General features: G+C 69.0%; 16 protein-coding genes. 4 read left to right on the top strand and 12 right to left on the bottom strand.

Annotated features, from left to right (window positions below; genetic code table 11):
- Positions 1-35 precede the first annotated feature (35 nt).
- Both ROP_RS28040 and ROP_RS28045 read left to right on the top strand, forming a co-directional pair.
- The gene (locus ROP_RS28040; protein WP_015889399.1) at positions 36-1,421 is read left to right on the top strand and encodes a sigma 54-interacting transcriptional regulator; all 1,386 of its coding nucleotides are present in this window, start codon (positions 36-38) and stop codon (positions 1,419-1,421) included.
- Positions 1,421-3,394: a vWA domain-containing protein gene (locus tag ROP_RS28045; RefSeq protein ID WP_015889400.1), complete on the top strand. Its 1,974-nt coding sequence runs from the start codon at positions 1,421-1,423 to the stop codon at positions 3,392-3,394. Before ROP_RS28040 ends, ROP_RS28045 begins: the two co-directional genes overlap by 1 nt.
- Before the next feature lie 39 nt (positions 3,395-3,433).
- Here the strand turns inward: ROP_RS28045 and ROP_RS28050 are convergent, their stop codons facing one another.
- Positions 3,434-4,465: an agmatine deiminase family protein gene (locus ROP_RS28050; protein ID WP_015889401.1), complete on the bottom strand. Its 1,032-nt coding sequence runs from the start codon at positions 4,463-4,465 to the stop codon at positions 3,434-3,436.
- Positions 4,465-5,445, bottom strand: coding sequence for a nitrilase-related carbon-nitrogen hydrolase (locus tag ROP_RS28055; RefSeq protein ID WP_015889402.1), 981 nt, complete (start codon positions 5,443-5,445; stop codon positions 4,465-4,467). Before ROP_RS28055 ends, ROP_RS28050 begins: the two co-directional genes overlap by 1 nt.
- A 191-nt stretch (positions 5,446-5,636) precedes the next feature.
- Between ROP_RS28055 and ROP_RS28060 the strand changes: the two genes are divergently transcribed.
- Positions 5,637-6,248, top strand: coding sequence for a TetR/AcrR family transcriptional regulator (locus tag ROP_RS28060; RefSeq protein ID WP_015889403.1), 612 nt, complete (start codon positions 5,637-5,639; stop codon positions 6,246-6,248).
- On the opposite strand, the gene ROP_RS28065 is transcribed toward ROP_RS28060, so the two are convergent.
- From ROP_RS28065 to ROP_RS28100, 8 genes are all read right to left on the bottom strand, one after another.
- Positions 6,208-7,788, bottom strand: a complete 1,581-nt coding sequence (locus ROP_RS28065) for an APC family permease (RefSeq protein WP_015889404.1) — start codon at positions 7,786-7,788, stop codon at positions 6,208-6,210. The two genes, ROP_RS28060 and ROP_RS28065, sit on opposite strands and share 41 nt — an antisense overlap.
- Before the next feature lie 66 nt (positions 7,789-7,854).
- The gene (locus ROP_RS28070; protein WP_015889405.1) at positions 7,855-8,745 is read right to left on the bottom strand and encodes a universal stress protein; all 891 of its coding nucleotides are present in this window, start codon (positions 8,743-8,745) and stop codon (positions 7,855-7,857) included.
- A gap of 34 nt (positions 8,746-8,779) precedes the next feature.
- The gene (locus ROP_RS28075; RefSeq protein ID WP_015889406.1) at positions 8,780-10,234 is read right to left on the bottom strand and encodes an NAD-dependent succinate-semialdehyde dehydrogenase; all 1,455 of its coding nucleotides are present in this window, start codon (positions 10,232-10,234) and stop codon (positions 8,780-8,782) included.
- The gene (locus ROP_RS28080; protein ID WP_015889407.1) at positions 10,227-12,185 is read right to left on the bottom strand and encodes a primary-amine oxidase; all 1,959 of its coding nucleotides are present in this window, start codon (positions 12,183-12,185) and stop codon (positions 10,227-10,229) included. The genes ROP_RS28075 and ROP_RS28080 overlap by 8 nt, the downstream gene beginning before the upstream one ends.
- 81 nt (positions 12,186-12,266) lie before the next feature.
- Entirely contained in the window at positions 12,267-13,607 is a 1,341-nt protein-coding gene (gene gabT, locus ROP_RS28085) for a 4-aminobutyrate--2-oxoglutarate transaminase (RefSeq protein ID WP_015889408.1), read from the bottom strand.
- Between the two features lie 52 nt (positions 13,608-13,659).
- Entirely contained in the window at positions 13,660-15,090 is a 1,431-nt protein-coding gene (locus ROP_RS28090; RefSeq protein WP_015889409.1) for a gamma-aminobutyraldehyde dehydrogenase, read from the bottom strand.
- Positions 15,091-15,216: 126 nt separating this feature from the next.
- On the bottom strand, positions 15,217-16,890 hold the full coding sequence (locus ROP_RS28095; RefSeq protein WP_015889410.1) for an amidohydrolase: 1,674 nt from the start codon (positions 16,888-16,890) through the stop codon (positions 15,217-15,219).
- Positions 16,890-18,320, bottom strand: a complete 1,431-nt coding sequence (locus ROP_RS28100; protein WP_015889411.1) for an APC family permease — start codon at positions 18,318-18,320, stop codon at positions 16,890-16,892. Before ROP_RS28100 ends, ROP_RS28095 begins: the two co-directional genes overlap by 1 nt.
- A gap of 104 nt (positions 18,321-18,424) precedes the next feature.
- Between ROP_RS28100 and ROP_RS28105 the strand changes: the two genes are divergently transcribed.
- Entirely contained in the window at positions 18,425-19,048 is a 624-nt protein-coding gene (locus ROP_RS28105; RefSeq protein ID WP_193384869.1) for a TetR/AcrR family transcriptional regulator, read from the top strand.
- Positions 19,049-19,057: 9 nt separating this feature from the next.
- On the opposite strand, the gene ROP_RS28110 is transcribed toward ROP_RS28105, so the two are convergent.
- A complete protein-coding gene (locus tag ROP_RS28110) occupies positions 19,058-20,704 on the bottom strand; it encodes an amidohydrolase (RefSeq protein ID WP_015889413.1) in 1,647 nt (548 codons plus the stop codon).
- Positions 20,705-20,721: 17 nt separating this feature from the next.
- Positions 20,722-21,960, bottom strand: coding sequence for an MFS transporter (locus ROP_RS28115; protein ID WP_015889414.1), 1,239 nt, complete (start codon positions 21,958-21,960; stop codon positions 20,722-20,724).
- Positions 21,961-22,040 lie beyond the last annotated feature (80 nt).

Consider the following 22,040-nt stretch of genomic DNA (forward strand, 5'->3'; position numbering starts at 1 on the left):
GTGCCGATTCGCCCGAACCCTCGTAGCGTGGAGTGGTGACGTCATCGGAACACAGACCTTCCACCGTCGGCGAGCTCCGCGAGTCGGGCCACGTTCAACGCACCGTCAAGGAAGAGATCCGCGAGAACCTGCTCGCGGCGCTCCGCGACGGCCGCGATCCGTGGCCCGGCATCGTCGGTTTCGAAGAGACGGTGGAACCCCAGCTCGAACGAGCACTCATCGCAGGTCACGATGTGGTTTTGCTCGGCGAACGGGGCCAGGGCAAGACCCGCCTCCTCCGCACCCTCAATCTGCTCCTCGACGAATGGACCCCGGTGATCGCCGGTTCCGAACTCGGGGAGCATCCCTATGAGCCCATCACCCCGGCATCGATCCGCAGGGCGCAGGAATTGGGTGACAGCCTGCCCGTCGCGTGGCGGCACCGCAGTGAGCGGTACTCGGAGAAGCTCGCGACCCCCGACACGTCGGTGGCGGACCTGGTCGGCGACGTGGATCCGGTCAAGGTCGCGGAGGGCCGCAGTCTCGGCGACCCGGAGACCATCCACTTCGGTCTCGTCCCCCGCGCGCACCGGGGCATCGTCGCCATCAACGAGCTGCCCGACCTCGCCGAACGCATCCAGGTGTCGCTGCTCAACGTCATGGAGGAACGCGACATCCAGGTCCGCGGGTACACCCTCCGGCTACCGCTGGACGTCCTCATGGTGGCCAGTGCGAACCCGGAGGACTACACGAACCGCGGTCGCATCATCACCCCGCTGAAGGACCGGTTCGGCGCGGAGATCCGGACGCACTACCCGACGCGTCTCGACGACGAGGTCGCGGTCATCCTCCAGGAGGCGCACCTCACCGCAGAGGTGCCCGAGTATCTTCTCGAGATCCTGGCCCGGTTCACCCGGCTGCTCCGCGAGTCGACGTCGGTCGATCAGCGGTCGGGGGTGTCCGCCCGCTTCGCGGTGGCCGGCGCCGAAACCGTCAGTGCGGCTGCGGTGCATCGCGGCGCGGTGCTCGGTGAGGCCGACCCGGTCGCGCGGCCGGTCGACCTCGAGACCGTCGTCGACGTGCTGCGGGGCAAGGTGGAATTCGAATCCGGTGAGGAGGGACGCGAGATCGAGGTGCTCGAGCACCTGCTCCGGCGGGCGACGGCCGACACGGTCCGCACCCGGCTCGGCGGCATCGACCTCGCCGAACTCGTGGATGCCGTCGAGCAGGGCGACCCGGTGGTCACCGGCGAACGGATCACGGCGAAGGCACTGCTGAACGAACTGCCCGAACTCGAGGTCCTCGACGTGCTCGCCGAGCGTCTGGGCGCGGAGTCCGACGGCGAGCGGGCCGCGGCGGCCGAGTTCGCGCTCGAGGGGCTGTACCTGGCGCGGCGGATCTCCAAGAACCCGGACATCAACGGGCAGACGGTGTATTCGTAATGTCCCGCAAGGCGGAACGCGGGCCGCACAATGCGCGGTACGGGCCGTACGAGGGCGGTGATCCGCTGGCGGCGCCGGTGGACCTGCGCGAGGCCCTCGCGGCGATCGGTGACGACGTGTTCGCGGGCAGTTCGCCTCGGCAGGCGCTGCGCGAGATGCTGCGGCGCGGCAACCGGGACATGCGCGGGCTGGACGAGCTTGCGGCCGAGGCCAATCGGCGGCGCCGCGAACTGCTGAAGCGGAACAACCTGAACGGCACCCTCGAAGAGGTCCGGGAACTCCTCGACCGCGCGGTGCTCGAGGAACGCAAGACCCTGGCCCGCGCGCTCGACGACGACGCCCGGTTCTCCGAGATGCGCCTCGAGGAACTGTCGCCGTCCACCGCGCAGGCCGTGCAGGAACTCGCCGGCTACGACTGGCGCAGTTCCGAAGCCCGTGCCGACTACGAGAAGATCCGCGACCTGCTGGGCCGCGAGGTGCTGGACCAGCGGTTCGCCGGCATGAAGCAGGCGCTCGAGGGTGCTACCGAGGCGGACCGTCAGGCGATCCGCGAGATGCTGGAAGACCTCAACGACCTGCTCGACAAGCATTCCCGCGGCGAGGACACCCAGGAGCAGTTCGACGAGTTCATGAACAAACACGGGGAATATTTCCCCGAGAACCCGCGCAACGTCGAGGAACTGCTCGACTCGCTGGCGCAGCGCGCGGCGGCGGCGCAGCGGTTGCGGAACTCGCTGTCGCAGGAACAGCGCGACGAACTCGACGCGCTCGCGCAACAGGCATTCGGCGACCCGTCGCTGATAGGACAGCTGGACCGCCTCGACCAGCACCTGCAGGCCGCGCGCCCCGGCGAGGACTGGCAGGGCGCGCAGCGGTTCCGCGGCGACGACGGCATGGGTCTCGGCGAGGGCACCGGGGCCTTGCAGGACATCGCGGAACTCGAGTCGCTCGCCGAACAACTGTCGCAGCAGTACGCGGGTGCGCAACTCGACGACATCGACGCGGAGGCCCTGGCCCGGCAACTGGGCGACGAGGCGGCGGCGGATGCGCAGACCCTCGCCGAACTCGAGAAGGCCCTGCGGGACCAGGGTTTCTTCGATCGCGGCGCGGACGGTCAATGGCGGCTGTCGCCCAAGGCGATGCGTCAACTCGGCCAGACGGCACTGCGGGACGTGGCGCAGCAACTGTCTTCACGGGGCGGGCAACGGGAGACGCGCCGAGCCGGGGCGATGGGGGAGCCGACCGGGGCGTCCCGCGAGTGGGAGTTCGGCGACACCGAGCCGTGGGACGTCACGCGCACCATCACCAACGCGGTGCTGCGGGCGTCGTCCGATCCGGCCGAACGCGGTCGCGTGCCGGTCCGGTTGTCCGTCGCGGACGTCGAGGTGATGGAGACCGAGCAGCGGACGCAGGCGGCGGTCGCGTTGCTGGTCGACACGTCGTTCTCGATGGTGATGGAGGGGCGGTGGGTGCCGATGAAACGCACCGCACTCGCGCTGAATCACCTGGTGAGCACACGGTTCCGCAGCGACGAACTGCAGCTCATCTCGTTCGGGCGGCACGCGCAGGTGCTGACGCCGTCGGAGTTGGCGGGCCTGGACGGCGCCTGGGACCAGGGCACCAACCTGCACCACGCGCTGCTGCTGGCCGCCCGGCATCTGCGTCGGCACCCCAACGCCCAGCCGGTGGTCCTGATCGTGACGGACGGTGAGCCGACCGCGCATCTGGAGCCGGACGGGTTCGCCTATTTCGACTACCCGCCGAGCGCCCGGACCCTCGGTCTGACGGTCCGGGAACTCGACACCCTCGCCCGGCTCGGCGCCCACGTCACGTTCTTCCGGCTCGGTGAGGATCCCGGTCTCGCGCGGGTGGTGGACCGGATGGCCGAGCGCGTCGGCGGTCGCGTCGTGGCGCCCGGTCTGGACGGTCTCGGCGCCGCGGTCGTGAGCGACTACATGCGTCGCAGGCGCTAGCCCGTGAGTACTTGTCAACCGCGGGCGGTTAACAAGTACTCACGGGTGCGAAGCACACGCTGGCTGGTGCTGGGTGATGCAGTGGATGCCGCCGCCGCGGGCGAAGAGCGGGCGGGCGTCGACCGGCACGACCGTGCGTCCGGGGTAGGCGGCCGACAGGATCGCGACCGCTTCCTCGTCCGCGGGATCGTCGAAGCTGCACGCGATGACGCCGCCGTTGACGACGAAATGGTTGATGTAGCTGTAGTCGACGAAGCCCTCCTCGTCGCGCAGGATCTGCGGCGCGGGGACGGTGATGATCTCCCACGACTCACCGCGGGCGTCCGTGGTCTGCTTCAGCACGTCGATGACGGCCTTGCTGACCTCGAAGTCGGGGTGTTCGGGGTTGCGCTGGTCGTGCACGAGGACGACGCCCGGCGACGGGATGGCGGCGACGATGTCGACGTGCCCGCGGGTGCCGTAGGTGTCGGAGTCGCGGGTCAGTCCGCGCGGCAGCCAGATCACCTTGGTGGCACCGATCGTGCGGGCGAGTTCCGCCTCGATGTCGGCCTTCGACAGGTTCGGGTTGCGGCCGGGGTCGAGTTGCACGGTCTCGGTGACCAGGACGGTGCCGAGGCCGTCGACCTGGATGCCGCCGCCCTCGTTGACGATCGGCGAGTCGACGAGTTCGGCCCCGGACCGCTCGACCACCAGGGCACCGATCTTCGAGTCCTTGTCCCACTGCGCCCAGTCCTGGCCGCCCCAGCCGTTGAAGATCCAGTCGACGCCGCCGAGGCGTCCGTCCTCGGACAGCACGAACGTGGGTCCGATGTCGCGCATCCAGGCGTCGTTCAGGGGTGCCTCGACGATGCCGATGTCGGCGGAGAGATACTTCTTCGCCGCCGCTACCTGGCCGGGGTCGACGACGACGGTGACGGGTTCGAATCGGGCGACCGCGTGCGCCACCTCGGCCCAGGTGGTGCGGGCCTCGTGGTGCTCCTCGGGGGTGTCGCCCAGGGAGTAGCCCTCACTGGGATAGGCCATCCAGGTGCGTTCGTGCAGTTCGCCTTCCGCGGGCATGCGCCAGGTCATCAGTTCCTCCCGAACGGGGCGGCGTGGTCGACGGGCTCGGTGAGGACGCCGTACGTGTCCGGGCGCCGGGTCGCCAGGAACGGGAACAGCGCAAGCCAGTCCTCGCGCTGCTGGAGGTCGAGGTCGGCGACCAGCACCGCGGATTCGTCGCGGGGGGCCTGCGCGAGGATGCGGCCGTAGGGGTCGGAGATGAACGACGAGCCGTAGAACGTGATGAGGCCTTCGCCGCCGTGGCGGTTGGGTACCACCATGAACGTGCCGTTCGCGATGCCGTTGCCGACGATCACCTGCTGCCACAGCGGCTGGGTGTCGAACTGCGGGTGGTCGGGCTCGGAGCCGATCGCGGTGGGGTACACCAGGATGTCGGCGCCGCCGAGCGAGTAGGCGCGGGCGACCTCGGGGAACCATTCGTCCCAGCAGGTGGGCAGTCCGAGCTTGACGCCGCCGAGCGCGTCGGGGCTGTGGACGGGGTACGGGTTCTCGGCGGGGCCGCCGCGGAAGTAGGTGTCCTCGTAGTAGCCGGCGGTGACGGGGATGTGCAGCTTGCGGGTGCGCGCGAGCAGTTCTCCGGAGGGGGCGACGAGGATGGCGGTGTTGAAACCGAGCCCGTCCTCGAACTGCACGCCGTCCTCGGAGTCGTTGCGCTCGTACAGGGACGCGTGGACGAGGACGCCGTGTTCGGCGGCGGCCTTGGCGGCGAACGTGAACGTCGGCCCGGTGAGAAGGTCCTCCGCGTTGCGGCCGGGGTTCTCGCCGCCTTCGACGAAGGCGGGGTACCGGCTCAGCGTGAGTTCGGGGAGAAACACCACGCGCGCCCCGAGCTTCGCGGCCTCGGCAATGCCCGCGTCGAGTTCGGCCCGCAGATCCTGCTCGTTCTCGTGCCAGCGGTGCTGGACGAGTCCGACGCGGAGTGGGGTGCGTGCGGTCTCGCGGGTCCGCGCCAGGGACTCGGGAGGGGTGAGGGCGGTGATCGTCAACATTGTGGTTCCTCGGATGTCCGGTTCGGCGAGCGCCTAAAACGAATTGGATTCGTTAAGTATGGTGGGTAAATGCTCGGCGATCAAGGGGCGGGGAGCGACGATTTCGATTCCTTCGGTATCCGCCCTGGTCGCCGCTACGGCGGCGCCGAGGCGCGCGTCGCCGGTCACGCACACCGACCAGGAGGGCACCCATGCCACGGCCATCGCAGCGACTGCTGTCGCCGGAGATCATCACCGAAGCCGCCATGCGCATGGTGGACCTCACGGGTGATTTCACGATGCCGGGTCTCGCCGAACGGCTGAAGGTGCGGCCCTCCTCGCTGTACAACCACGTGTCCGGGAGGGCGGAGATCATCGAACTGATGCGTGCCCGCATGATGGCGGGCATCGTGGTGGCGGACCCCGACGGCAAGTGGAGCGAGACGGTGGCCGGCCTGGCGCGCGAATATCGGCGCAACTACGCCGAGCATCCTCGGCTGATTCCTCTGTTCACCGCGCACACAGTGCAGTCCGGTGTGGCATTCGCTCTGTACAACGCTCTGGCTCAGGCATTCTCGGACGGCGGCTTCACGCCCGAGGAGATTTTGCACGCCATCACGACGGTCGACAGTTTCGTGCTGGGGTCGGCGCTGGACCTCGCCGCACCCGAGGTGGTCTGGGCGACCGCCCCGGAGGCGAACGAGTCCATGCGGGCCGCCCTGGCCACGTCCGGGCCGAACCCCGGACGGGCCGATGCAGCTTTCGAGTTCGGGCTGCGGACGCTTATCGCTGGCTTGGTGGCGCAGGCTCCGAACGAGCCGTGAGGTCGCTCTCGTCCCGCAACGCCGAGGTGTCGCGGGTGAGGGTCTTGCCCTCGAAGAATGCGGGACTGCGGAAGCGCATGATCATCATCAGCACGGCGCCGAGGAGGAGGATGCCGAACCCGAGGAAGAAGACGAGCCCGATGCCGCCGATGGACGCACCGCTCGCATTCTCCGGGTCCATGCTCTCGTCGATCGAGATGACGAACACGGCGAACAGCATCAGACCGCCGAGCAGCGGGAACGCGAACCGGAAGACGGCGTTGCGCACACTGGTGAACAACCTGCCCCGGAAGTACCACACGCAGGCGAACGCGGTGATGCCGTAGTACCAGCAGATCATGATGCCCAGCGCGGCGATCGTGTCGAGCAGCGTGCGCTCGGACAGGAACGTGACGACGGTGTAGAAGACCGCGGTCACCACCCCGGCGACGACGGTCGCGAAGGACGGCACCAGGAATCGCGGGGACACCTCGGCGAGCTTCTTGGGGAACGCGCCGTAGGCGCCCATGGCCAGCATCGTGCGCGCCGCGGGCAGGAACGTGGTCTGCAGGCTCGCGACCGAGGAGACGAACACCGCGAGGAACAGCAGCATGCCGCCCCAGTTGCCGAGAACCGGATCGGCGAGGGCGCCGAACACGTTCTCGGAGTTGTCCGGGTTGCCGAGGCCGAGACCGTCCTCGCCGACGCCGGCGTACATCATCGCCGCGACCGACACGAGCAGGTAGGTCAGCAGGATCGTCGCGACGCACAGCAGTCCGGCGCGACCGGGGGTCTTCTTCGGGTTCTTCGACTCCTCGCCCAGCGTCAGGCAGGTGTCCCAGCCCCAGAACGCGAAGATGGAACCGGTCAGGCCGATCACGAACGCGCCGAGGGCCAGCCCCGTGAACGGGTTGAACCAGCTCAGGTCGAACGAGAGTCCGGCGGGGGCGTCGCCGTTGCCGACGTGAACCAGTGCCACCACCGCGAACGCGATGAGCAGGACCATCTGGAAGCCGACGAGCGCGACCTGCAGGCGCTCACTGGTGGTGATGCCGCGGCTGGCGATCCAGGTGGCGAGGGCGATGAACACGAGCGTCGTACCGACGTTCACGAATTTGTTGCCGGGGAGATCGGCGATGCTCGGGGCGTCGAACAGTTTCGCGATGAACAGATAGAAGAATTGGACCGCGATCGCCGCCAGGTTCGAGAGCACGATGATCGTGGCGATCACCATGCCCCAGCCGCACATCCACCCGACGTACGGTCCGAACGCCTTCGTCGACCAGGTGAAGGACGCACCGCAGTCGGGGGATTCGGAGTTGAGTTCCCGGTAGGCGTACGCCGTGAGGAACATGGGGATGAACCCGGCGATGAAGATGGCGGGCATCTTCAGCCCGACGGCGGCGACGATCAGCCCGATGCTGGCCGTCAGCGTGTAACCCGGTGCCACGGAGGAGATTCCGAGGATCGCCCCGGAGAACGTCCCGACCGCACCGGTGGCCAGGCCCTTGGTGCTCACGGCGACGCCGGCCGAGGCCGGTGCGCCTTCGCTGTTCGTCATGTCTGAACCTCCGGTCGGGAACGATCGTGGATCCGGGGCGGGTGTCGCGGACGGTTTACTCACTGCTTACTCACTGCCTGAAAACTCCTGCTTGGGGACGACCACCATGGGCACCGGCAGGACGCGGAGCATCTTGGCCGCGGTGGATCCCAGGAACAGTCGATGAGGTTGGGCGAGCCGGCTGGAGCCGACCATGACGAGGTCGCCGTCCTGCCACTCGAGTTTGCGGACCGCCGATTCCACGGAGGAGTCGTCGGCGATCGTGACGGATACGGGAAAGTCTTCGGGAAGGGCGGATTTCGCCTCTTCGAGGGTGCTCTGCGCGTGGGCGACGGCTCGGTCGCGGACGTCGCCGGGGGTGTCCCGGTGATCGCGTAGATCGTTCTGCGGGTCGAGTGCGACGAGCGAGACGAGGCGGAGCGGGGTCTGCATCCGCTCGCACGTCCGCACCGCCGTCCGCAGCAGCACATCCGCCCCGGTCCGGGTCCCGAGCGCGCACGTCACCTCGCGGATTTTCTTCGCGGAGGAATGCCGATAGCCGCGGGGCGCGAGGGCCAGCGGAACGTGCGCCGAGTGCAGCAGTTCCGTCGACACGGAGCCGACGGAGTGCCGCCCCAGCAGGCCGTCCCCGGCGGCGCCGAGGACGATTGCCTGCGCCCCCAGCCGGGACACCTCGTCGATGAGACCCTGGGCGAACGAATCGTGGAAGCTCAGGTGGACGTCCACGTCGATGTCGCTCGGCACCGACGACTTCGCCTCGTCCAGCCAGCGCTGGGCACGGGAGGCGAGGATGTCGTCGTAGCCGGTCTCTGCCGGAACTCTCGCCGGGACCGTCCGGTCCGGCGGGAGAACCATGCAGATGTCGAGCTGTGCGCCGAGACTACGGGCGAGCTGCGCCCCGAGGGCCAGACCGTCCTCCCCGCTGGGAGTGGCGAGATATCCAACGACCAATCGCATGGTGAGGGTTCCGATCTGTCTCGGGGCGGGTGGTTTACGCGAAGCCGACGTACTTGGTCTCGAGGTACTCCTCGATGCCTTCGGTGCCGCCTTCGCTGCCGAGTCCGGACTGCTTGACTCCGCCGAACGGTGCGGCGACGTCGGAGATCACTCCGCGGTTGACGCCGACCATGCCGCTTTCGAGCTTGTCGGCGACGCGGAACGCGCGTTCGACGTTCTGCGTGTAGATGTACGCGGCGAGACCGTATTCGGTGTCGTTGGCGGCGGCGACGCCCTCGGCCTCGGTGTCGAATCCGGTGATCGCGGCGACGGGTCCGAAGATCTCCTCGCGGACGATGCGCGCGTTCGCGGGCACCTCGTCGAGGACGGTGGGCTGGAAGAAGTAGCCGGGACCGTCGACGGATTTGCCGCCGGTGCGGACCCGGGCGCCCGCGGCGACGGCGTCGTCGACGAGGGAGGCCACGTTGCGGCGCTGCTTCTCGTTGACGAGGGGACCGACGTTGGTGCCGTCCTCGCTGCCGGGTCCGACGCGGAGCGCGGCGATCCGGTCGGTGAGCTTGGTGGTGAATTCCTCGCGCACCGAGTTGGCGACGATCAGGCGGTTGGCGGCGGTGCAGGCCTCGCCGCCGTTGCGCATCTTCGCGGCCATCGCGCCCTCGACGGCGGCGTCGATGTCGGCGTCGTCGAACACGACGAACGGTGCGTTGCCGCCGAGTTCCATCGACGTGCGCAGAACCTGCTGGGCGGACTGCTCGATGAGGATCTTGCCGACGCGGGTGGATCCGGTGAACGTCACCTTCCGCAGTCGCGGGTCGGCGAGCAGCGGTTCGGTGACGGCGGCGGCGTTCGACGCGGGCAGCACCGACAGAACCCCGGCGGGCAGGCCTGCCTCGGCGAAGATCTCGGCGAGCAGCAGCATGGTGAGCGGGGTGTCCTCGGCGGGCTTGACGATGATCGTGCAGCCGGCGGCGAGCGCGGGGCCGATCTTGCGGGTGCCCATCGCGAGGGGGAAGTTCCACGGGGTGACGGCCAGGGTGGGTCCGACGGGGACCTTGGTGACCATGATCCGTCCGCTGCCCGACGGCGACGTGGTGTAGCGGCCCTGGATGCGGACGGCTTCCTCGCTGAACCAGCGCAGGAACTCGGCGCCGTAGTTCACCTCGCCGCGGCTTTCCGGCAGCGCCTTGCCCATCTCCATCGTCATGAGCAGTGCGAGGTCGTCGGTGCGCTCGATGACCTTCTCCCACGCCGAGCGCAGGATGATCGACCGCTGCCGGGGTGCGGTCGCTGCCCATTCCTCCTGGACCGCCGCGGCGGAGTCCAGTGCGCGCATCGCGTCCTTGCCGCCGGCGTCGGCGACGTCGGCGATGAGGGTTCCCGTGGCCGGGTCGTACACCGGGAAGGTGCCGCCGTCGATCGGGTCGGTCTGGGCGCCGTCGATCCACAGACCGGTGGGCAGGGTGGCGCGGAGCCGTTCGAAATCAGTCATCGGAGTCCTCGTGGTGGGGATGGTGGTGATCGCACGCCTCCGGGGTGGGGGCGACGTCGAGGGCGGGGTTGCGGTCGAAGAATCCAGCCGGTTTCAGCCAGAACGACACGGTGTCGGCGGGCATGATCGGCCAGTCCTCCGGCCGGGGAATGTGGTGGATCCCGAACGTGTACCAGAGCACCACGTCGGTGTTCTCGATCGGGCGGTCGGCCGCGGTCCAGGCGGGAAGTCCGTGATCGACCTTGCTCTGGTTCACGAATTCCCCGGCGGGCCAGCGTTCGTCGGGGGAGTTGGGGGTCACCCAGACGGTGTGGCCGATCGCGCCGGTGCGCTGGAAGATCGGTGACGCCGGGTCGAACATCGACGGGATCGCGCTGCCGGGAACGAGTTTGTAGGCGGGGGCGGTGCCGAGCCCGGTGGTCGTGTTGTCGTTGACGACCTTCCACGCCCGCTGGCTCTGCCAGTCGAAGTCCTGGCGGCCCTCGAGTTCGGTCCGCAGCGGGGTGTTCTTCTGCCGCAGCGCGAGACCCAGGGGATTGTCCGGGCTCATCGGCACGATCTCGGTCTCGGTCGCGTACACCGTGTTCTCGGTGCCGTCGACGTCGAGATCGAGCCGGGCGACCAGGAAATGCTGGTGGAACGGCGCGTACGTGCGGTTGTCGACGAGCGTCCCGCTCGGGTGCTCACCACCTTCGGGGAAGTGGCTGACCACCATGATCCCGGTGGCACGGACCTCGCACTCGATGTTGCCGTCCTGGTAGAACCGCCAGTAGACGAGATACTCGTAGTTGGCGACCGTCACGTGCGTCGACACCGTCAGCCGCCGCATGCGGCGCACCTCGGCGCCGTCGTGGTCGACGTGCTTCCAGAGGACGGCGTTGTCCTCCTCGTGGATGCAGATCGCGTTCTCGATCGTGAACGGCACACCCTTGCTGTCGTGGAGGACGGCGTCGAGGTACCGGATCTCGCCGAGGCAGTCGCAGCCCAGGGTGAGGGAGGTGGTCATGAACCCGATGCCCCACTCGCCGATGTCGAAGGCGGTGCGACGGTAGTGGTCGGGACTGGTGTCGCGGTACGGCACCGCCATCTCCGCGAACGACATCCGGTTCGCGATCGAACGCACCCGGCCGTTGTCGTTGTACGTCACCGCGTGCAGGGTCATGCCCTCGCGGTAGTTGAACCCCACCCGCAGCGACCAGTTCTGCCATTCGAGTTTGTTGCCCTCGAGTGTGAACGACGGTCCCTCCGGCTGGACGATGTCCAACGGCTTCAACGGCGGCCGGGTGCTCGCGGCGCGGATCCGTTCCGGAATGTGCCGGGGCACGTACTCGCCCATGACCTCGGGACGTTCGACGCTGAACGTGTCCTCGATCTCGAGCAGTTCCATCTTGTTGACGTCGATGACGCAGTGGAAACCGTTGACCGGGCCCGCATACGGGTTGGCGCCCTCGGACGCCCGCACCCAGGTGTCCGACCAGCCGAGCCTGCGGCCCTTGTACTTCTCCGGGGTCACCGCGTCGCCGTACGTCCAGACGTCCATGAACACCAGGCTCATGTCCGTGACCCCGCGCTTCGCGAGCGCTGCGATCACGTCCGGGTGCGCGCGGAGGAAGGCGTCCGCCTCCTCCCATTCGTCGACCGTGAAATTCGCCTGGACGTCCGGGATGTGCTGCCAGGAGACCACGTTGTCTCCCGTCAGCGAGACGAGTGCCTTGTAGGTGTCTCCGCTTGCGCGGTCGAAGCACACGACGAGCGCCCGGCGGTCCGGGACGGTGCCCGACGTGTCGAACGCCGACACCGCGGCCTTGCCCGGTTCGGCGAGTTCGATCGACGCGAACCGCCAGCCGTCCCCGACCCCGTGTTCCCGGGCGAGGACGGCCGCGGCCTGCGCGAATTCGTCCGCCCCCAACGGGTCCAGAGGATGGAACGTGCCGGTGGTCGTCCGGGTCATGATGTCTCCTCTGGTCGTGGGGTGGGCAGTTCGTGCTCGTGCGCCTTTTCGGTTGTGGTGGCTACCGAAAAGGCGCACGGGTCAGACGAGCGAGCGCACGATCTGCTCGATGACGGTGAGGGCGTCGTCGAGCAGGTCGTCGCCGATGACCAGCGGCGGAAGCAGTCGGATGACGTTGCCGTACGTACCGCATGTCAGCAGAATGACACCTTGTGCGAGCGCGTGGGCGGCAATGGCCTTCGTCAGTTCGGCGTCCGGCTCGTTCGTGCCGGGCTTGACGAACTCCATCGCGAGCATCGCGCCGCGTCCGCGCACGTCACCGATGACCTCGACCTCGGCGGCGAGGGCCCGCAGCCGCGGCAGGACGGTGTCGCCGATGTGCTGTGCGCGAGCGGGCAGGTCGAACTTCCGCATGCTGTCGAGCGCGGCGAGCGCAGCGGCACACGCGACGGGGTTGCCGCCGTACGTGCCGCCCAGTCCACCGGGGTGCACCTTGTCGAGCAGTTCGGCGCGGCCCGTGATCGCGGACAGCGGCATGCCGCCCGCCATGCCCTTGGCCATCGTGATGATGTCCGGGACGATCTCCTCGTGCTCGCACGCGAACCACGCGCCGGTGCGGGAGAAACCGGTCTGCACCTCGTCGGCGATGAACACGACGCCGTTGGCGCGGGCCCAGTTCACCAGGGTGGGGAGGAATCCCTCGGCGGGAACGATGAATCCGCCCTCGCCCTGGATCGGCTCGATGATGATCGCCGCGAGTGAATCGGCGCCGATCTGCTTCTCCATCTGGCTGATGGCGCGCTGGGCGGCCTGCTCGCCGGTCAGTCCGTCCTGGTCCCGGTAGGGGTAGGACATGGGGAGCCGGTACACCTCGGGCGCGAACGGACCGAAGTGGGCCTTGTAGGGCATCGACTTGGCGGTGAGGGCCATCGTCAGGTTCGTACGACCGTGGTAGGCGTGGTCGAACGCGACGACGGCGTCGCGGCCGGTGGCGAGGCGAGCAACCTTGATCGCGTTCTCCACCGCCTCGGCGCCCGAGTTGAACAGGACGGTGCGCTTCTCGTGGTCGCCGGGGGTGAGGGCGGCGAGTTCCTCCGCCACGCGGACGTAGCCCTCGTACGGGGTGACCATGAAACAGGTGTGGGTGAAGTGCCCGACCTGCTCTCGCACCGCCTCGGCGACGGCCGGATCGGACGCGCCCACGCTGGTGACCGCGATGCCCGAGCCGAGGTCGATCAGGGAGTTGCCGTCGACGTCGACGACCACACCACCGTCGGCATCCGCCGCGTACACGGGGACGCTGGAGCCGACGCCCGCGGCCACGGTGGCGCGGCGGCGAGCGGTGAGGGCCGCCGACTTCGGGCCGGGGAGCTCGGTGACCAGGGCGCGCTTCTGCGGCAGCCGGTACTGGATGTCGTTCATGATGGTGCAGTCCTCAGGGTCGTGACGTGGATGGGAATCGGTGGGTGCGACGTCAGTCGTTCGAGCTCATGACGTGCTTGATGCGGGTGTAGTCCTCGACGCCGTAGCCGGAGAGGTCCTTGCCGTATCCGGAGTACTTGAATCCGCCGTGCGGCATCTCCGCGACCAGCGGGATGTGGCAGTTGATCCAGACGGCACCGAAATCGAGTGCGGCGGAAAGTCGTTGCGTGACGCCGTGATCGTTGGTCCACACGCTCGACGCGAGACCGTACCGGACGTCGTTGGCCAGGGTCACGGCCTCCTTCTCGTCGGAGAAGCTCTGCACGGTGAGGATCGGACCGAACGTCTCCTCCTGCACGATGTCGTCGCGCTGGTCGACGCCGGTGATCACGGTGGGTTCGAAGAAGAATCCCTGCTCCCCGGAACGCTTTCCGCCGGTGACGATCTTCGCGGACGCGGGGAGGTCGGCGATCTTGGAACTGACCGCGTTGAAGTGGTTGACGTTGTTGAGCGGGCCGTAGAACGTGTCCGGGTCGTCGGGTAGGCCGGGCTTGAGGGTCTCGGCCTTGCGGACGAGGGCGTCGACGAGCTGGTCGTGGATGGACTCGTGGACGAGGACGCGGGTGGCGGCGGTGCAGTCCTGGCCGCCGTTGAAGAAGGCAGCCTCGGCGATGCCGCTCGCGGTCTTCTCGATGTCGACGTCGCCGAAGACGATCGCGGGTGCCTTGCCGCCCAGCTCGAGGTGGGCGCGCTTGAGCTGGCGGGCGGCGGAGACGGCGACGGCGATGCCGGCCCGCACGGATCCGGTGATCGACACCAGTCCGAGGGCGGGGTTCTCCACGAGGGTGGCGCCGGTCTCGCCGTTGCCGAGGACGACGTTGAAGACGCCGTCCGGGAGGATCCCCTTGGTCAGCCGGGCCAGGACGAGGGTGCTGTTGGGGGTGGTGTCGCTGGGCTTGAGGACGATCGTGTTGCCGGCCGCGAGCGCGGGGCCGATCTTCCACAGGGCCATCATGAACGGGTAGTTCCACGGGGTGACCTGGCCGACGACGCCGATCGGCTCGCGGCGCACGTAGGAGGTGAAGCCGTCCATGTACTCGCCGGCGGCCTTGCCCTCGAGCATGCGGGCCGCGCCGGCGAAGAAGCGGAGCTGGTCGGCGCCGACCTTGATCTCTTCGTCGGCGATGACCTGCTTGGGCTGCCCGGTGTTGCGGCACTCGGCCTCGACGAGTTCGTCGCTGTGCGCCTCGATCGCGTCGGCGAGCTTCAGCAACGCGGTCTGACGCACGCTCGGTGTGGTCTTGCCCCACGAGACGAAGGCCCGCTCGGCGGCCTCGACGGCCGCGTCCACATCGGCTTTGGTGGAGACGGGCGCCCGCCCGACGACGCTCTCGTCCACAGGATTGATCAAGTCCAGCGTCTCCGTCGCGGATGAGGCGACGAACTCACCGTTGATGTAGTTCTCGAGTACGTCGATCGACATCGGTACCGGTTCCTCTCGTGGTTCGAAACATCTGAAAACAAGTGTGCGCTGTCTCACAAGCCGGAGGCAGCTGACAAAATGGTGAAAGACGCGCCCCCCGCCGCGCCGAGTTGTCCAACCCGGACGTCACCCGTGCGAGCAGGTGTGGCCGGCCGCGCCGGAACCGGCGAACGGCACGTCCGCGGGGACGCTCGCGACGGCGGCGTCGTACACGACCTCGCCGCCGACCAGGGTGAGGTCGGCCCGCTCGCCGAGGAGTTGTCCGGGCTCGAGCGCGTACAGGTCCGCCGACCAGACGACCAGGTCGGCGTGGGCGCCGGGTCGGATCACGCCGAGTTCGTCCTCGGCGTGCCAGGCCCAGGCGCCGCCGCGGGTGTATGCCCGCAACGCCGAATCCAGGTCCATCCGTTCGCGTGGGGTCCAGTCGGTCAAGCCGTCCAGACCCGAGCGGGTGAGGGCGGAGTAGAGGCCGACGAGCGGATCCATCTCCCCGACCTGCCAGTCGCTGGAGAATGCCAGCGCCGCCCCCGACTCGGCGAGCGAACGGAAGCGCCACGCCCGGTCCCACCGGTCCTCGCCGACGTTCTCCATCCACGTCCCCGCGACGAGGTCGGGCGAGCAGTGCCGCGGCTGCATCGCCGCGACCACACCGAGGTCCCGGAACCGGGGAAGGTCCTCGGGGTGGAGGCACTCGACGTGGACGATGCCGTGCCGCCGGTCGGTCGTGCCGTTCACGCGGGCGGCGTGCTCGATCGAGTCCAGCGCGAGCCGGATGCCCCAGTCGCCGGTCGCGTGCGTGTGCGTCTGGAAGCCGAGACGGTCGAGTTCGGTGAGCATCGCGGTGAACTCCTGCGGCGGCAGGCTCGGCGCTCCGCGATGACCCGGCCGGTTCGCGTAGTCGGACAGCATCGCGGCGGTGTGCGGCTCGATCACGTCGTCGGCGTACAGCTTGACCGGCCCGAGCCGGAGCATGTCGTCGACCGGTGCGCCGTCGACGGCCTCCCGCAGGTCCCGGCGGAACGCGGCGTCGGCGCCGACCGGGTGGAACAGGGCGGTGATCACCCGCGACTGCATCCGTCCCTCGGCGCGTGCCCGGTACATCAGGTCGAGTTCGGCCAGCGGGACCTGCGGTTCGACGACGGTGGTGATTCCGCTCGCCGTCGCCATCTCCAGGCTGGACGTGATCCGACGATAGCGGCGGTCGGGGGAGTACATCGGGATGTCGCGCTGCAGACCGGCCAGGCCGGCCCGCGTCATCGCGCTGGTGTAGAAGTCCGTGACCCAGCCGGTGGGCAGGCCGTTGTCGTCGAATTCCGGTCTTCCCCAGGGAATCTGGGTGCCGCGGTCGATGCCGAGCCTCCGCAGTGCGGCGTCGTTCAGCCACACCGAGTGCTGGTCGTAGGTGGTGATGAACACCGGGCGGTCCGTGACGCCGCGGAGGTCGTCGGCGTTCGGCCGGCGCCCGGCAACCACGGAGTAGACGGCGTTCTCGGCGCAGATCCAGTCGAGGTCGGGGCGGGCGGCCGCGTGCGCGCCGATCCGCCGCCGGACCTCCGGGAGGTCCTGTGCGCCTTCGAGACTCACCGCGTCGGGGTCGAATCCGAGGAGCAGGTGGTTGTGGCTGTCGATGATGCCGGGGGTGACCAGCCGGCCTCGCAGGTCGATGGTCCGCCGGGCGGGCGGGGCGTCCTCGGTGGTCCCGACGTACCGGATCCGGCCGTCCGCGATGCCGACGGCCTCGGCCCGGCCGGGCGCGTCGAACGTGCGCACGACGCCGTTGTTCAGCAGTAGGTCGAGCATCAGCAGATCTCCTCGGGGGCGGCGTCGAGCAGCAGCAGGTGGGTGTTCTTGCGCGGTCGCAGGTACAGGGCGTAGTAGACGAAGCCGGCGGCGACGAGTCCGAGCGAGATGCCGAGGCTGAGCCACTGCTCCGGGTCGAGCAGGGTGACGACGAAGACGAGGCCGAGCGCGGCGATGCAGATTCCCGGGGCGAGGGGCCAGAGCGGCATGCGGTAGCCGGCGCGGGCTTCTCCGCCGCGGCGGTGTCTGATCGCGGCCAGCGCGATGAACAGGTACGTGAACATGAGGGTCGACCCGGTGGCGGTGAGCAGCACGTCCAGGGGGACGAAGCACGCGGCGAACGCGATGGCGCCCATCACGACGGTGGCGAGCACGGGGACACGGCCCTTGGTGCTGACGGCCTGCAGCGGCGCCGCGACCGTCTGCGGCAGGGCGCGATCGCGAGCGGCGGCGTAGAGCAGCCGGCCCGCCTGCAGCGTGATCGCGATGATGGCGTTGATCACGGCGAGGGCGATCGAGAGCAGAACCACCATCGCGACGGCGTGACCGGCGCGTTCGGTGAGGAAGGCCTCCACGGGAAGGCTGGAGCCGAAGAGTTCGGTCTGGGAGCGGGCGCCGACCATGATCGCGATCAGCGGAACGAGTTCGGTGGCGACGGTGATGACGGCGCTCCAGATGACGGCCTTCGCGATCGAGCGGGCCGCGTTCTTGGTCTCCTCGGCGAAGTAGACGGCGCCGCCGTACCCGTTGTACGCGAAGATGCCCTGGGTGACGGCCAGCATCAGTCCGGAGATCGCGAGCGGTGCGAGGGTGCCGGTGGCCGGGTCGAGGACCTCCGGGCTGAGCAGGCTCGTCAGCGGCCGCTCCATGTGGACGAAGCCGAGGACGGTGAGCAGGCCCAGCGCCGCCATCTCGACGCCGAGGAAGACCCCGGTGAGCCAGGCGTTCGTCCGGATGTCGAAACACGCGGTCACGGTGGTGATCACGACCACGACCAGCGCGGTCTGCTGCGGCGACAGTCCGTGGATCGCGACTCCCAGGTAGTCGGCGACCCCGAGGGCGAAGACCGCGATGATCAGCGGCAGCGAGATGAGGCTGATGAAGAACGTCGCGACGCCGAAGGCCGGGCCGAGTGCCCGCGACACCAGCGAGTAGTCGCCGCCGGCAACGGGATACGCGGAGGCGAGTTCGGCGTAGCAGAACGCGATCAGGATGCTGACGACGCCGGCGACGAGAAACGCCCAGAAGACGCCGGTGCCGAACAGGGCGAGGGCCGAGCCGCCGAGGATGAAGACACTCGACGCCGGTGAGATCGACGACAGGGTGATGAGGATGTTTCCGCCGACGCCGATGCTGCGGGAGAGCGAGGCCTCGTACGTGCCGGACGGGGTGGTGGAAGTGACGGTCGGAGGCCGGGCGGTCTGGTCCATGGGGTTGTCCGTTCGGGGAGGGGACGAGGAGCGAATAGTTTTTTGACGGATCCGTCAAACAACTGGGCCGAGTGTCACAGATCACGTCCGCTAGTGTCAACGGCATGGCGCGACCGAACACTCAGAAGCAGCGGCGTTCCGAACTCATCGAGGCCACGCTGCAGGCGGGATCCGCGCACGGGCTCAGGTCGCTGTCGCTGACCGACGTCGCGAAACGGGCGGGCCTGACACGGGGTGCGCTGCTCTACTATTTCGACGATCTGGATTCGCTTCTCGCCGAGGCGCATCGGGCGGGCACCGAGCGCTACTGCGACCTCCGGGACGAGGCGGTGGCCGCGCAGTCGTCGTACGCGGCCAAGCTGCGCACGGCGATCGACGCCGGACTGCCGAGCGGACCCGACGACACCCTGATGCGGCTGCTCTACGAATTCGACTTCATGACGGGCACTTCGGCGCTGCACGACGAATTGGTCCAGAAGATGTATCTGCGACAGCTGGCGACGTATCGGGCCATCCTCGGCGACGGGCACGGTGCGGGGGAGTTCGCCGTGCGCGGCGACATCGACCAGGCGGCCATGAACCTGGTGGCGCTCGAGGACGCGTACGGGCTGCACATCGTCGGGGGCAACAGCCTCATCACCGTCGACGTCGCGCGCACGGCCATGCTGGGATTCTGCGAACAGATCGGCTGCGGCGTCACGGAAGACGCCGCAGCCGAGAGGGGCTGAACGGGACGGCTATCCGTGGTGGCTGCCTGCCACCTCCACTTCGTGGCGCACGGAACCGGCCACCACGGTCAGCTGCACCCGCGCGGTGAGCAGGGAATCGGCGCCCGCGGTGAACGGATCCCCGTCGAGGACCACGAAATCGGCGGCCTTGCCCTCGACGAGCTGACCGGTGAGGTCGTCCCAGCGGCACGAGTAGGCGGCGTCGCGGGTGGCGTGCGCGAGCGCGTCCGCCATCGGCAGCGCGTACTCCGGCAGGTTGGGTGCGAGCGCCGGATCGATCGCGGACTTGCGGGTAGTCGCGATGTACATGTTGGGCAGCGGGGGATGCGGTGCGGTGGGGGCGTCGGACCCCAGCGCGAGGACGGCGCCGGCCGCCGTCATCTCGGGCCACGGGAACGCCCGCTCGACCCGGTGGTCGCCCAGCATCGCCCGCCAGTTCTCCTGGATCGCGGGATCGGCGTGGACCGGCTGCATCGAGGCGACGACGCCGAGCCGCGCGAGCCGCTGCACGTTGTCCTCCGTGATCGTCTCCAGGTGCTCCATCCGGTGCCGGCGCGGGCGAACTCCGTTGGCGGCGATGGCATGTTCGAGCGCGGCGAGCGCGATCTCCGACGCCTCGTCACCGATGGCGTGCATCGCCACCTGGAGTCCCGCGGCGTCGGCCGCGGCGACCACCGGTGCCAGCGAGGCGAGGTCCCAGATCGGTTCGGCGTTCGTGCCGTCCGAATACGGCTCCTTCATCGCGGCGGTGCAACTGTCGATGACGCCGTCGATGATGACCTTGATCCCGGCCATCCGCAGCCAGGGGCCCTGCAGGCGCTGCTGGTGCGCCGCCGCCTCGTGCACCTGGCGGACGTTGTCCTCGTCCGAATCGGTTCGTTCGATGAGCCAGTGCCCGGCCACCCGGAGCGGTAGCGTCCCGCCGCCTGCGGCCAGTGCGCGTTCGAGCGCCGCGACCTCGTCCGCGCCGAGCGCCATGTCGACCGCCCCGGTCACGCCGTCGGCGAGATACTGCTCGAAGGCGGCCGCGAGGGCGGCGTCCCGTTCGTCGTCGCTGATCGCCTTCGCGAGGGCGGGCCACACGATCTGGGTCACCGCCGTCTCGAACAGCATGCCGGTGGCCTCGCCGGTGACGGGATCGCGCTCGATGCGCCCGCCGATCGGGTCCGGGGTGTTCGCGTCGATGCCGAGTTCGCGCAGCGCGGCGGTGTTCACCCACGCCGAGTGCACATCGTTGGAATCGAGGTACACGGGGCGGTCGGATTCGGCCGCGTCGATCATCTGCCGCGTCGGCGGGTGCCCGTCGAGTGCGGAGAACAGCCAGCTGCGGCCGAGAATCCGGGGAGCGTCCGGGTTCTCGGCGGCGAACCGGCGGATGCGGTCCTGGATGTCGCTCAGGTCGGCGGCGCTCTGCAGGTCCACCTTCTGCAGGGCCTGCCCCATCATCAGCAGGTGGGTATGGGCGTCGATGAAGCCGGGCAGGACGAACGCCCCGCCGAGGTCGACGACGCGGGCGTCGCCCGACAGCGTGTCGGCGGTCGCGGTGTCGCCGACGTACGTGAGGCGCTCGCCCCGGACGATCATCGACTCGGCCCAGGCCGGTTCGGCGGCGGTGAAGATCCGGCCGCCGCGGTAGTGGGTCGTGTCCGTGTTCATGGTGTTCTCGCTTTCCGTCAGACGACGACCGAGGTGGTGTACCGGGCAGAGGGATCCTGTCCGGGTGACGAGGAGGCCTGCTCGGTGCGCGTCGACAGGCGGGCGATCCAGACGATCGGCACGAGCAGGACGAGGCTGATGCCCGCCAGGACGAAGCCGAACGCGACGTATCCGACGGCGCCGGTCACGAGGGTGCCGAAGAGCGGGGCGAACGCCGATCCCACCAGATACGTGCCGAGGAGTGGGGCGGACCAGCGGCCGGACGAGTCCAGCGCCGCGGCGATGGCCACCACGTAGATGAAGGCTGCGGCATACACCGTGTTCCAGGCGATGATGAGCACCAGATACGTCGTCGAATCGGTGGCCAGGCACGAGCCCAGTTTCAGGACCGCGCCGAGTCCGAGGAGGACGGCGGTGGGGACGGTGCGGCCGAGGCGCGAACCGAGCGCCGTGAGGACGAGGGCGGCGCCGATTCCGCCCGCGGTGGACAGGCTGAGGGCCAGACCCATCTGCTGCTCGGTCAGGGACGCGTGTTCGGCGCCCATGATGCCGGACACCGCCCACAGCGAGTCCTCGCCGATCGCCCAGACCGCGAACATCACGAGGAGCGAGAAGCCGGCGACGGCCAGCTTCTTCTCGGTGACGCCCTCGGGCAACGGGGTTCGGGTGTGCGCCGCGCTCGGCTCGTCGTCGTCGACGGCGGGAGCGGACGGCAGCCAGGTGATCGTGAACACGGTCGCCAGTGCGAGCACCGCGACGATCCCGAACGCATTGGTCATGTGCAGGCCGAGGATCGGGATCAGTGCGAGGACTCCGGTGACCGCGGTGCGGTTGACGAGCCCGTTGATCCCGGACACCCGGTTCGGGTTGTTCAGCGCGGCCAGGGCGGCCCCGCCGACCGCGACCGCGCCGCCGGCGCCGATCCCGCCGACGATGATGGCGGCGCACGCGATCGGCGGGGAGTGGATGACGGCGGCGACGCCGAAACCGGCGGCCATCACGACGAGGCTGACGCGGCCGAGCAGGTGGCGTGAGCGGCCGGCCGCCCACCGAGTGGTCGCGAGGCAGACGAGCGCGGTGGCCAGCAGCGAGCCGGTGAGGACGGCGCCGGCGACGGTCTGGGTGATGCCGAGGTCGTCGACCATCGCGATGATCATGAGCGGGATGAGGTTGGCCGTGATGTAGCCGACGACGAAGACGCTGAAGGTGGCGATACCGCGGCCGAGGGTCAGGGGGACGCGGACGGCGGCGGTCACGTGGGATTCCTGGGGTGGGACAACGACAACTCCGGGTCTCGGGTGGCGGCCCGCGTGAGACGTGGGTCACTTAGCGAATG

The sequence above is a fragment of the Rhodococcus opacus B4 genome (assembly GCF_000010805.1).
Taxonomy (GTDB): domain Bacteria; phylum Actinomycetota; class Actinomycetes; order Mycobacteriales; family Mycobacteriaceae; genus Rhodococcus_F; species Rhodococcus_F opacus_C.